A 12,448-nucleotide genomic window follows, 5' to 3' on the forward strand; every position below is an offset into this window, starting at 1 on the left:
GAGCGATCAGCATCGGCCATATCCCCGGTAGGCGAGGGTCCGGTGTCACCGCAGCCCGCAGCCCGCAGTGACACCGGACGCCTATGAATATGTGCCCAAACCGCCTGGAGTGAATCCGTTGCTAATTACACATGCAATGAACGTAAAAATAATCACCGCGGATGCGGCGAGCTGAGCTTTCACGAGGTCTTGCACCTTTCGGGCTTTTTGTGCAGCGCTGGCAGAAATCTGGCAAGCGGGCAAGGCGGAGCTCCGACTGGGAGCGACGGGATCAGCGCCTTCCACCCAAGAAGATCCTATCGGTTGCCAGGGCGTGTACATGCACGTTTCGCGGCGGCCCGGAAGTCTGCACCAGTTTATGCGCGTAGCTTTTAGCCATGCCCGAGTAGAGATAATGCAACTAGGTGGTAACTTCGCCCTGAAGTTCGGCCAGCGCCTCTGCGGCGCGGGCCTGTTCCGCAGAAGCGCCAATGCGCCTGCTGGCGGCCACGCTTTCCTCTAGGTGAGTCACGGCTCGATCCATGTGGCCCGCGTCGCGTTCGGCCAGGGCCAAGTCGTAGAGCACGTCGGCCTCTTCGCCTGCAGCGTGAATCGCTCGTATCACCTCAAGTGCGGCGGCATGCTGGTGCAGAGCCTCATCGATGCGGCCGGCCGCGCGGTAGGCCCTGCCGATTCGGGTGAGCGCGATGGCCTCTGCTCGCCGGTCTCCAACGTCTCGCAACACCGGCAGAACCACGCTGTACAAAGCTAGGGCCTCATCGGTCCGGCCGAGCAGGTCAATAACAGATGCCAAATTCATCTGTAGCGTTGCTTTGTCTCTGGGGTTCCCCATGTGGTCTGCTACTGCCAAGGCTCTACGGTAAGACGCTTCCGCTGCTTCCGGGTCGCTGTTTCTTCTGTAGACTTCTGCCATGTTGTTTAGAACGCTGTATCTGCCGCGGTCGTACCCTATTGCTGTAAAATCGGCAAATGCCGAGGTGAAGAATGTCAGTGCTTCTTTATTTTCCGCCAAGTGGGAATGGGTTATTCCGAGTAAGTTTTTGCATCGTGCCGTTCGTAATCTGTCTCCAGTTTGCGTGAGGAAATTTAGGGATTCTTCCTGAAGGGATTTGGCTGTTGTGTACTGCCCCGTCTGCCATAAAGAGATCGAGAGCTGGTGAACGCATTCGCCCTCCAGTTCTCGGTCCCGGTCCCGCAGCGACCGGGCGATGTCGAGCGCCTCACTCGCGGCCGAGATCGCCTCGTCGTAGTGGGAGCCGTGGGTGTGCACCGCGCAGAGGTCGAGCAGGGCTCGCGCCCTGGCTTTGCTCTGACCAGCGACGTTCCAATGGGCTGCGGCGCGTCTGACCAGCGGCTCGGCCGCGGCCAGGTGTCCCTCCATGTCCAGAAATCCAGCCAACACGTGCACGGTGATGGCTAGTTGGTGCTCAGTGCCATGGTTTACAAACCAGTTAAGAGTGTCCAGAAGGTTGGCAGACTCTGCGATCAACCACTTTTCTGCCGACTGCGCGTCGCTGATCTCCGGCGAGGGGGGCCTGTCTGTATCGACCGTGTCGAGGTCGGTGCGCGAGCGGAAGGGGTAGGCCAATCGATCTGCCCGGTCCGCGTTGTGGACGTAGTGATGCATGAGGTCGTGTACGGCCTGTCGGACGTCGTCTGCGGACTCGATTTCGCCGGTACCGATCAGCGATCGCGCGTAATCGCGCAACAGGTCATGCATGGTGAAACGATGTGGAATGGGTTCGGACACCAAGTGGTGGGCGAGAAGTTCTTCGAGCACGCGCTCGGTGGTTTCCAGGGGGAACCCTGTGAGCGCCGCGATCGCCTCGGGGCCGAACTCCACTCCCACGTGAAGGCCAATTCGGCGGAAGACCCGCTGCTGTTCGGCGTCCAGCGCGTCGTAGGAGACGGCGAAGACGTGCATCAACGTTCTGTCCGCGTCACGCAGGTGGCTCAGTAGGCCACCGCCGCCCAGCTGACGCAAGAGGTCGGACGTGGTCCAGGAGGAACGGGCGAGCAACCGGCTAGCGGCGATCTCGATGGCCAGCGGGAGGTGCCCGCATATCCGGACGATCTCCGCCACATCCGATGGATCGGTCTCTCGCCCTCTCCCCAGCCGCTGTACGAAGAGCGTCGCTGCGTCCTCGGGTGGCAACACGTCCAGAGAGATCGGTCGCACTCCAGGCAGTCCAGGCAGTCGTCGACGGCTGGTCACGATGACTGCTGTCGGGGAGGCGCCAGGAAGGAGGGGGCGGATCTGCGGGGAGGAGGTCGCGTCGTCCAGGATCACCAGCATGCGGCGATCACGTGCTACCGAGCGCCACAAGGCCACCAGATCATCCAGCCCATCGGGTAGTTCCCTGGTGGCCATGCCCAGGAGCCGCAGCAGTTCGGTGAGGGCTCGGGCCGGGGTCGCCGGTCTCCGGTCGGTGGCACCCCCGCCGAGGTGGAGGTAGACGCGGCCGTCCGGGAAGCGGTCCCGTAATCGGTGCGCCAGATGGACAGCCAGGGCGCTCTTGCCGACGCCGCCCATTCCGTGGATCGCCTCGACGGTGATGACATCCGAGGCGCCCTCTCCCTCGCAAAGCGCCACGGTCAGCCGCCGGAGTTCACCCCACCGTCCGGCCCATGGGACGTCCCGCGGCAGATTGTCGGGTACCCGGCGGGTGGGCCTCGTGGTGGCTTTCTCGTCGCCTCCGGCGCGCGGGAGCAGGGCGACCGCTGGGGTTCCAGCCAGGATTCCCTGGTGTACGCGGCGCAGCCCGCGGCCGGCATCTAGACCGATGTCATGGACGATGCGTTGCCGCGTCTGCTGTAGCAGCCTGGTCGCTTCGGCCGTTCGGTTGCTGCCGTACAGGGCGACGGCCAGCCGCTCGGTCAGGGCTTCGTCCACCGGATGTGCCTCGGTCAACGGCAGGAGCACAGGAATGGCATCGGTGAACTTTCCTTTGGCCAGGAGGATCTCGGCTCTTGTCATCGCGGCGACGAAACCCGTCTCACCGACCGCAGCACGCAGATGCTCCGCCCAAGAACCGGGGATCCCTGCCAATGGCTCACCGAGCCAGAGGCCGTCAGCGCGGTTCAGCAGTCGCATGGCGGCTTCTTCGTCCCCGCCGTCCCGCAGGGAACGGGCTCGATCTACATAACTGGTGTAGCAGCGCAGATCCACCCGGTCCGGGTCGACTTCCAGGGAGTACGAGTTCGTACGGCTGACGATCCTGGGCGCGTCCCGCCCGGCGATCCGCAGGGAGCCCCGGATCCGAGAGATGTGTGCGTGGAGCGCTTCCCTGGCCTTGCCAGGCGGATGCTCGTCCCAGACGCGGTGGATCAGCGTGTCCACGCTCACCGTGCGGCCCGCGTCCCAGGCGAGGGCCGCAAGTGTGACCCGCGTTTTCGTCGATCCGAGATCACTGCGCCGACCCGCTGCCCGAATCTCCACCGATCCCGAAAGCCTGATCTCGAACACCACCAGCGTCCTCCCCGCAGGTAGCGCCTGTGATTGCCGAGCATTCGAGGATGTCATGGGCTTGGCATGGTTGACCACGGTAAGACTCGATGAGCGCAAGATTGACTGATAAATGGCTGCTTTAGTTCACTTCTTGTCGAGAGTGGGGAGTGAAGCCCTGGGAGCTGAAAGGAGTTGCTTACGTGCCTGCCTTCTTCTCGGACGGACGGGAAGCGCTGCTGTCGGCCTTGGCCTCCTGTGGCACGGACCCGGAATCCCCCGCATGGCGTGGTCTGGCACCAGTGCTGGAAACGGCTGCCCGTGCGGACCCGTCGGTGTCCCTGCATCCGGTGGGATGGCAGTCGGCGGCACTCCAGCGGGAACTGGTCGACCGTCTGCAGACGTTGGCTTCGCGCGACTCGGCGACACGGCACGCGCTCAGCGAGTGGTTGCGCCGTCGCTGCACCCTCGGCGGCATCTCCCCCGGACTCTCGTCCGTCGCGACCACCAACGTCGTCACTGGCAGTTCTGTTCTCCACGGCCCTAGCGTGCAAGCCCGGGACATCCATGGGGGCATCCACTTTCACCCGCTCTCCGCGAGTGTCGGATCACGTCTGCCCGTACCCCGCCAACTTCCGCCGGTGACACCGCTGTTCATCGACCGGGAAACCGACCGACAGTGTCTGGACGCCTTACGGATTCACCACACGGCCCATGCGCCGCAGGTCCTGGTGGTCAGTGGACTCGCGGGCGTGGGCAAGACTGCCCTCGCCACTCACTGGCTGCACGAGCACGTCGACGACTTTCCCGACGGCCAGCTCTACGCCGACTTGGGCGAATGGAACGCAGAGGGAGAGAACGGACCCGTCCCTCCGACCGTCGTACTGGAAGCCTTCCTGATCGCGCTCGGAGCGCCCTTGGTGCCGACCGGGGCTGCGCAGCGGAGCGCGCTGTGGCGTTCCATGACCTCGGGACTGCGACTGGCCGTCCTCCTGGACAACGCCTTCACGGCTGCTCAGGTCCGTCCGCTCCTTCTCGGCACACCGGCCGGGCTTACTGTGGTGACCAGCAGAAACAACCTGACCGGACTGCGCGTCGACGGCGCTTCCGTACATCGGCTGGAGGGGCTGCCTGCAGAGTCGGCCATCGAACTCCTGGCTGTCGGCGGCGGGACGCGCGTGGTGCGGGACCCCACCGCCGCACGTGAAGTGGTCAGACTGTGTGGCCACCTGCCCCTGGCGATCGGCCTGGCCTCCGCACAGCTCGCCCTGCGCCCCCACCGTTCCGTGTCCGCCTTGGCCGACAGCCTGTCCAGTGGCCGGGGCGCCGTCGACACACTGCGCGCCGACGGGAAGGCCGTGATGCGTACGGCGCTGGACATGTCGTACAACGTACTCCCTGACGAGAGCCGTGCGTTGTACCGCCGGATGGGACTGCTGCCTTCGGATCGGCACGACGTCTCGTTGCTGGCCGGCTTGGCAGGCGATGGGGAGGTGACGGGCGACACCGAACAGGCCGCCGAAATCGCCGCCCACGCTCTCGTGGAGGCGAACCTCCTTGAAGAGGCGGGCCCGGGTACCTACCGATTCCATGATCTCGTTCAGCCGCATGCTCGGCGACTCGGCGAAGAATTGGAGGACCCTGGCGGACATGAGCGTACGCTGCGACGCTTCGTCGACTGGTGTCTGTCCACCGCAGCCTCGGCGGAGAGCATCCTCACCCCCAGTCACCGGCTGCCGGGGCAGCACCTCCCCGAGGAAGGGGCGCTCCCGACCCCACTCGATGGCCCCGAGGAGGCGCTCGCCTGGCTTGACAGGCACCGCAATGGCCTGATGGGTGCGGTAAGGCACTCGGCCCAGGTCGGCTGGCACTCCTCCTGTTGGCGTTTGACGGACCTCATATGGCCTCTTTTTCTCCGATTGCGGCCGACCCAGATGTGGATCGAGGCACATTGCCTCGGTCTCGAAGCGGCACGCCGGAGCGGTTCGAGGCAGGGGGAGGGTCGCATGCTCACCTCCGGCGCGATCGGCCTGCGCAACGCCGGTCGATTTCCGGAGGCAGCCGACTGGTACAGGCAGGCGCTGCAGATGGCGATGGCCGACGGCGACGCACGCCAACAGGCACAGGCTCTGAATGGCCTGGGACACATCAGTCTCCTGGCTCAGCGGCTCGATGAGGCACGAGACCACTTCGAGCGGGCCTTGCGGCTGCGGGAGTCGATTGGCTACCGGCGCGGAGCCGCCCTCTCACGGCGGCGCCTCGGCGAGACCGCTCTGGCCAGTGGGGACCTGGCGACTGCCGCGTGGCAACTGCGCCATGCCGGCGACGAACTGGACGAGCTGGGAGAGACGTACGAGGCGACCCGCGTTCTGGCGCTTCTCGGCCACGTCCAGGACCGCGGCGGGGATCCCGAGGGTGGTGTCTCGCGGCTGCAGGAGGCACTCGCTCGCTTCCAGGCGGGTGGTGCGCGATCAGAGCACTGGGAGGCGCGTTGCCTCGAATGGCTCGGCCAAGCCTTCGAGTCAAGCGGTGACCGTGCGGAGTCGCTGCGGTACTACGAGGCCGCCCGGGACCTCTTCCAACGTCTGAGCCTCGAGGACACACAGCGTCTGGACAACCGGCTGCGGCAGCTCTGATCACCGCCGCCGCGACCGGCTGTCCCGCCACTCAGCGACGCCGTAATTCCCCCAGGCAGCGCAATGCGCGGTGCGATCCTCCGGATACCGTCCACGCGTGGACGACCGAGGCAAACACCGTCAGCGGAACCGAGGCGTCGGACCCGCACCGTTCCGGCCGGACGAACGACACGGCGCCAGTCCGATCCCGAACTCCGACGACGCACGTTCTGGCTGTGTCGGGTACGGCGGCGGCAAGGCATGCAGGACTGTTCTCCAGCAACTCGCACACCCGCCGATGGGCCGACTCGGTCGACAGCGGCACACGACTCACGAGAACATCGGCGTGTGCCATGAGCCCCGCCCATTCCAGACTGTCTGCGTCAACCCAGAGATGTACATCGCAGGGCAGCAGGCCGGGCGCGTGTCGGCACGGGAACGGATGCGTGTGCGGGCCCACGGGCGACAACAGCGGCTCGAATCGAACGAGAACGGAACCGTATGCCGTGTCTGATCGCCAGACGGCGCAGGCCGACCGGTCCTCCAGGCCGTCCCCCTCGAACTCTACGCCGGTCCGTGCCATGCGGAAACACACCGTGGCCCATGCGGCACAAGGCACCGAGAACGCAAGCCGGGCACTCACAGTGTCGTCTCGCTGTAGGCGGAGATCTCCCACCGAGTCAGTGACGGCGGCGAAGGAGGCGGCGCGACGAACGGCGGATGGGCCGGTTCTCCCATCCCGAGCATGCTGTACACGACCGAACGCATCCTTCGGTGGAATTGCCCCGGAGCGGAGGACAGCGCGGCGGCGACATGGTCGTACTGTCCAGGGCGGTGCAGTAACGACGCGTACTCCAGTTGTTCCGCCAGCGAGTACCCAGGAGAGATCATCGGGGCGACGGCCGACACCAGAGCCGCCGGGGAGTGATCAGAGACCTCCCTCGGCAACCCGGCCGTCAAGAGCACCACCGCGTCCGTGAGCGCTCCATAGCAGGTCAGTGACCCGTGGTCGCCGATGATCCAGTCAGCCGCAATCAATGGCCCCTGCCAGTCGGCTTCCGGAGGGACGACCGAGATTCCCCGGCTCTGGCAGCAGGACAGCCAGCGGCGCACCTGTCGGGTCCCGTGGCCTGCGAACACATTCGGATGAACCAGCATCGCGACGCGATAGCGGTCACGGGGCAACTGACCCAGCAACTCAGGCAACAGAGAGCCAAGCCGTCCGAACGTCGAAGTCGGACCCCAGGTGGACGTGACGACGACGAGCCGCTGCCCGTTCTCGATTCCCAGCGCATGACGGTAGGACTCCCGCCCCGGCCTGCCGGCCGCGATGCGGTCGACACATGGATCGCCCGCCACATGTGCCACTGCGGCTGCCTCCGGGCAGGATCGGCCGAGTTCCTCCAGATCCCGGTCATGTGAGTAGATGATTGCCGCCGGGACCAGTCGCTCTTCGTGCATCAGGTGCTGCCGGCTCAGCATCCCGGGAAACCTCCGCTCTCCGGGTGCCAGTGTGCTCGTGTCAGTGAGCAGTTTGATCTGTCCAGCCCCGTGCGAGATTCGCACGACCGGTGTCCGCAGCTCGTGCACGCCGCGGGATCCCGCCGCGAGCGCGAGGTCGAACTCGCCCCGCAGGGACTCTTCCCAGGGCACCGTGGCGATGCCCAGATTCTGCAGGAACTCGGTGACCCCGTTGCCGAAGGCGTGCGGTGCGACCGTAAAGACCAGCTGAATACGCAGATCGGTCTCCAGCAGCTCGAAGACCTCGCGCAGTCGTTGGGCGAAGGTCACTGTGTGCACAACCACGAGAACTCTCTTGCAGTCTCGTACCGTCAGCCAGTGCCCCTGCTCGATCAGGGCTGGTTTCGTCGTTTGGACAGACACGTGATCCCCCGTCGCTTGTCTCTGCCTGCGTCTGACGACAGGACGGTTCCCGGTAGGCCCATCGCTTTCCTTGCACGCTCCTTGCAATACCCTTGCGGGCTAAATGCGTTCTTGCGAAGCGATCCCTTCGCCACATGAGCTCCAGTCAGCGATTGCGTGACCTTCCAAGCACCGTCGCTTCCGAGCTGAGAGGGCGAGTTCGCTGCCACCGACTCCATGTGAAGCCCTCGGGTCCGTGACTTGGGGAGTGGTCGTTTTCCGGTCCCGCGTGGGGTGCCCTCCTTGTGCTCTAAGGCGCCACCTATGCGACCTAGGCAGAGGGCGGGTTCGCGGGAGGTCCAGGGGTTACGGAGACCGGTGCAGTGCAGTGCGGTGCGGTCGGCACGGGCCGACCGCGGAGCCGCGCGGGGCGGATGTGCGGTGAGACCACCCGACCGCAGCGGGCACAGGATGTCGGGTCCGCCGCGGTGGGGCCCGCCTAGCGTGGGGGTCCGTGAGGAAAGGACGGCCGGAGGTGCTGGAGCGGCTGAATCAGGCCATGGACCACATCGAGGACCACCTCGGTGAGCCCGTCGACGTGGCCGAGCTGGCCCGGATCGCGATGACGTCGGAGTACCACTTCCGGCGGATGTTCTCGGCGCTGGCGGGCATCCCGCTCTCCGAGTACGTCCGCCGGCGGCGGCTGACGCTCGCCGGGGCCGAGGTGCTCGCGGGGAAGCGGACGCTGCTGGAGGTCGCGGTGCGGTACGGGTACGGCTCGGGCGAGGCGTTCGCGCGTGCCTTCCGCGCGGTGCACGGGGTCGGCCCCGGCGAGGCGCGGCGGACGGGTGCGGCGCTGTACTCCCAGCCCCGGATGTCCTTCCGGCTGATCGTCGAAGGGAGCAGCGGCATGCGGTACCGGGTCGTGGAGAAGGACGGGTTCAGGATCGTGGGCAGGGGGACCCGGGTCCCGCTGGTCTACGAGGGGATGAACCCGGCCATCGTGGAGTTCGTCAAGAGCATCGGCAGGGAGACGCTGGGGCGCTGGGAGGCGTGCGGGGACGGGGAGCCCGGCGGCGTGGTGGCCGTGGTCGGCAACCACTCCGCGGACGATCCGGAGGGCACCGAGATCGACTACTTCCAGGGCGTGGTGAGCGAGGCGGAGGTGCCCGGGGCTTCGCAGAGCCTCGACGTCGGGCCGGGGACGTGGGCGGTGTTCGAGTCCTCGGGCGAGTTCCCGCGGGCGGTGCAGTACCTCTGGCGGGACGTGTACACGCAGTGGTTCCCGTCCAACCCGTACCGGAGCCGGCCCGGTCCGTCCCTCTCGCGCACGCGGCTGTCCGAGGACGGTACGCAGGCGGAGGCCGAGGTGTGGATCCCGGTGGAGCGGGCGGACGGCTGAACCCCGACGCCGGGGTGGTGAACGGCGGCTGTGCGAGCGTTCCCGCCCCGGGCCCGTTCCCGCCCCCTCAGGCCGCCTGCCCCGCCGCCACCTTGAAGCGCTCGACCGTGGCCCCCGGCAGGGCGCGGCGGGTCAGGCCCGCGAGGGTGGCGCCCGGGCCGATGTCCAGGAACGCGGCGGCGTCCAGGTCCTCGTGCAGGACGCGCAGGGTGTCCGCCCAGCGGACCGGGCCGACCAGCTGGCGGGCGCACAGGTCGCGCCAGTGGTCGCCGCCGCGGTGGGCGGCGGCGTCGACGTTGGCCACCACGGGAAGCGTGCCGGCCGCGAAGTCCGTCAGGTCCAGGGCCCGGCGCAGCGCCTCGCCCGCGGGTGCCATGTAGGGGGTGTGGCAGGCGGCGGTGACCGGGAGGACGCTGTAGCGCAGCCCGGCCCCGGCCGCGAGGGCGGCGGTGGACTCGACCGCCTCGCGGCTGCCGGCGACCACCGTCTGCTGCGGACCGTTGTGGTTGGCCACCCACAGCTCGGCGCCGTCCCGGCGTGCCCGGTCGACCAGGGCCGTGACCTGCTCCGGGCCGCCGCCCATCACGGCGGCCATCGCGCCGGGCCGGTGCCGGGCCGCCTCGGCCATCGCCCGGCCCCGTTCGCCGACCAGCCAGGCGCCGTCGGCGGGTGACAGCACACCGGCGGCGACCAGCGCCGCGTACTCGCCGAGGCTGTGCCCGGCGACCGCCGCCACGTGCGCGGACGGCTCCTGCCGCAGGAACTCCGACCAGGCCAGCAGGGACGCGGTGAACACGGAGATCTGGGCGTGGTCGGTGCGGGAGAGGGTCTTCTGGTCCGCCGTCAGCAGCAGTTCGGCGACGTCGAAGCCGGAGGCGCGGGAGACGGCGTCGACCAGTTCCCAGGACGGCGTGTGCCGCCACGGCTCGCCCATACCCGGGCGCTGCACTCCCTGGCCCGGGAACAGGACGGCGTACCGCGGCTCGGCGGTGGACCCGTGAACGTGCGCGACCATGATCTGCCCTTTCGATGTTCCGACGACGGTCGAGGACATCGTCCAAGGGGTCCGCTCAAGTCACGGATCGCTTTTTCCTCACGCCCGGCCCGTTTTCCGCTCAAGGCCCGGAAAAGGAACAGGAGGCTTTTTCGCGGCTTGAGCCGGGCATTGCCCGCGACCCCGAACCCTTTCTTCCGGGCGGCCTCGGTCCAGAGGGCGTCCGGAGGGGAGGACAAGGCATGACCACCGTGGTCGAGAATCCCGTGGCGCACAGCCCGGTGCCGCCTGGCGAGCCGGAGCCCGAGCGTCCCGACAGCATGCACGTACGCGTGGAGGAGCTGCGGCGGCTGCGCGCCGAGGTGCAGGCGGGCCCCGGGCAGCGGGCGACCGAGGCGCAGCACGCCCGGGGCAAGCTCACCGCCCGCGAACGCATCGAACTCCTGCTGGACGAGGGGTCGTTCACCGAGCTGGAGGGGCTGCGCCGGCACCGTGCGACCGGCTTCGGCCTGGAGCGCCGCAGGCCGCACACCGACGGCGTGATCACCGGCTGGGGCACGGTCGAGGGCCGCCAGGTCTTCGTCTACGCCCACGACTTCCGTATCTTCGGCGGCGCGCTCGGCGAGTCGCACGCGATGAAGATCCACAAGCTGATGGACCTCGCGGAGGCCTCCGGCGCCCCGCTGGTGAGCCTGTGCGACGGCGCGGGCGCCCGCATCCAGGAAGGGGTGACCGCGCTCGCCGGGTACGGCGGCATCTTCAGCCGCAACGCGCGCGCCTCGGGTGTCATCCCGCAGATCAGCGTGATCCTCGGCCCGTGCGCGGGCGGCGCGGCCTACTCGCCGGCGCTGACCGACTTCACGTTCATGGTCCGGGGCGTGTCCCAGATGTTCATCACCGGCCCGGACGTCGTGCGGGCGGTCACCGGCGAGCAGGTGACCATGGACGAACTGGGCGGCGCCGACGTGCACGCGTCGGTGTCCGGGGTGGCCGCGTTCGCGTACGACGACGAGGCGGCCTGTCTGGAGGACGTGCGCCACCTGCTGTCGTACCTGCCCTCCAACAACCGGCAGGCCCCGCCCGTGCTGCCGTGCGACGACCCGGCGGACCGGCGCACCGACCGGCTCGCCGGCCTCGTCCCGGCCGATCCCGCGCGCGGTTACGACGTGCGGGAGGTCGTCGAGGAGATCGTCGACCACGGCGAGTACTTCGAGACGCACCCCACCTGGGCGCCCAACGTGGTGTGCGCGCTGGCCCGGATCGACGGCCACGTCGTCGGCATCATCGCCAACCAGCCGCTCGCCAGCGCCGGGGTGCTGGACATCAGGGCCAGCGAGAAGGCCGCGCGGTTCGTGTCGCTGTGCGACGCCTTCAACATCCCGCTCGTCACCATGCTGGACGTGCCCGGCTTCCTGCCCGGCGTGGACCAGGAGCACAACGGCATCATCCGGCACGGCGCGAAGCTGCTGTACGCGTACTGCAACGCCACCGTGCCGCGCATCCAGCTGATCCTGCGCAAGGCGTACGGCGGTGCCTACATCGTCATGGACTCCCGTTCCGTCGGCGCGGACCTGTCCTTCGCCTGGCCCACCAACGAGGTGGCGGTGATGGGCGCGGAGGGCGCCGCGAACGTGATCTTCCGCAAGCAGATCGCCGCCGCCGACGAACCCGCGGCGATGCGCGCGCGCATGGTCGAGGAGTACAAGGCCGAGCTGATGCACCCGTACTACGCGGCCGAACGCGGCCTGGTCGACGACGTCGTCGAACCGGGCGAGACCCGCGCGGTGCTCGCCCGTTCGCTGGCCATGCTGCGCACCAAGCACCGGGCGCTGCCGCAGCGCAAGCACGGGATCACCCCGCTGTGAGCGCCGCGCCGACCTCGGCCGACATGCTGCGCGAGGCCGCCTTCCGGGTGGTGCGCGGCGATCCCGGTCCGGACGAACTGGCGGCGCTGGTCGCCGTGCTGAGCGTGCTGCGGGCGCGCGCCGAGGCCGCAGCCGAGCCGGCCGGCCCCGCCGTGCCGCGGGCCACCTGGGACCGGGCCGGCAACGCCTACCGCAGTCCGCTGGCCTGGGTGCTTTGAGTCCGCTTTTAGCGAGCGATGTGCCACCCCGCCCGACAATGGAATC

General features: G+C 68.0%; 7 protein-coding genes. 4 read left to right on the forward strand and 3 right to left on the reverse strand.

Features of this window, described 5'->3' with window-relative positions; genetic code table 11:
* Nucleotides 1–400: 400 nt before the first annotated feature.
* Nucleotides 401–3,469: an AfsR/SARP family transcriptional regulator gene (locus ACIQOE_RS25835; protein WP_401413986.1), complete on the reverse strand. Its 3,069-nt coding sequence runs from the start codon at nucleotides 3,467–3,469 to the stop codon at nucleotides 401–403.
* Nucleotides 3,470–3,648: 179 nt separating this feature from the next.
* Between ACIQOE_RS25835 and ACIQOE_RS25840 the strand changes: the two genes are divergently transcribed.
* Entirely contained in the window at nucleotides 3,649–6,081 is a 2,433-nt protein-coding gene (locus ACIQOE_RS25840; RefSeq protein ID WP_401413988.1) for a tetratricopeptide repeat protein, read from the forward strand.
* Nucleotides 6,082–6,699: 618 nt separating this feature from the next.
* Here ACIQOE_RS25840 and ACIQOE_RS25845 read toward each other — a convergent pair.
* On the reverse strand, nucleotides 6,700–7,917 hold the full coding sequence (locus ACIQOE_RS25845) for a hypothetical protein (protein WP_401414222.1): 1,218 nt from the start codon (nucleotides 7,915–7,917) through the stop codon (nucleotides 6,700–6,702).
* Between the two features lie 541 nt (nucleotides 7,918–8,458).
* Between ACIQOE_RS25845 and ACIQOE_RS25850 the strand changes: the two genes are divergently transcribed.
* The gene (locus ACIQOE_RS25850; protein ID WP_401414224.1) at nucleotides 8,459–9,325 is read left to right on the forward strand and encodes a helix-turn-helix domain-containing protein; all 867 of its coding nucleotides are present in this window, start codon (nucleotides 8,459–8,461) and stop codon (nucleotides 9,323–9,325) included.
* A gap of 67 nt (nucleotides 9,326–9,392) precedes the next feature.
* Here ACIQOE_RS25850 and ACIQOE_RS25855 read toward each other — a convergent pair whose 3' ends face one another.
* Nucleotides 9,393–10,340 (reverse strand): ACP S-malonyltransferase, encoded by a 948-nt coding sequence (locus tag ACIQOE_RS25855; protein WP_401413990.1) that lies wholly within the window; start codon nucleotides 10,338–10,340, stop codon nucleotides 9,393–9,395.
* Nucleotides 10,341–10,639: 299 nt separating this feature from the next.
* Here ACIQOE_RS25855 and ACIQOE_RS25860 point away from each other — a divergent pair, with 299 nt between their 5' ends.
* On the forward strand, nucleotides 10,640–12,184 hold the full coding sequence (locus ACIQOE_RS25860) for an acyl-CoA carboxylase subunit beta (RefSeq protein ID WP_401414226.1): 1,545 nt from the start codon (nucleotides 10,640–10,642) through the stop codon (nucleotides 12,182–12,184).
* Complete coding sequence (locus ACIQOE_RS25865; RefSeq protein WP_351317076.1) at nucleotides 12,181–12,402, forward strand: acyl-CoA carboxylase epsilon subunit; 222 nt, start codon at nucleotides 12,181–12,183, stop codon at nucleotides 12,400–12,402. Before ACIQOE_RS25860 ends, ACIQOE_RS25865 begins: the two co-directional genes overlap by 4 nt.
* Nucleotides 12,403–12,448 lie beyond the last annotated feature (46 nt).

It is taken from the genome of Streptomyces sp. NPDC091282 (assembly GCF_044757385.1).
GTDB lineage: Bacteria > Actinomycetota > Actinomycetes > Streptomycetales > Streptomycetaceae > Streptomyces > Streptomyces gramineus.

Coding starts and splice junctions, on each gene's coding strand:
- ACIQOE_RS25860 (WP_401414226.1), top strand. CDS start 10,640: ATGCACGTACGCGTGGAGGAGCTGCGGCGGCTGCGCGCCGAGGTGCAG.
- ACIQOE_RS25855 (WP_401413990.1), bottom strand. CDS start 10,340: ATGGTCGCGCACGTTCACGGGTCCACCGCCGAGCCGCGGTACGCCGTC.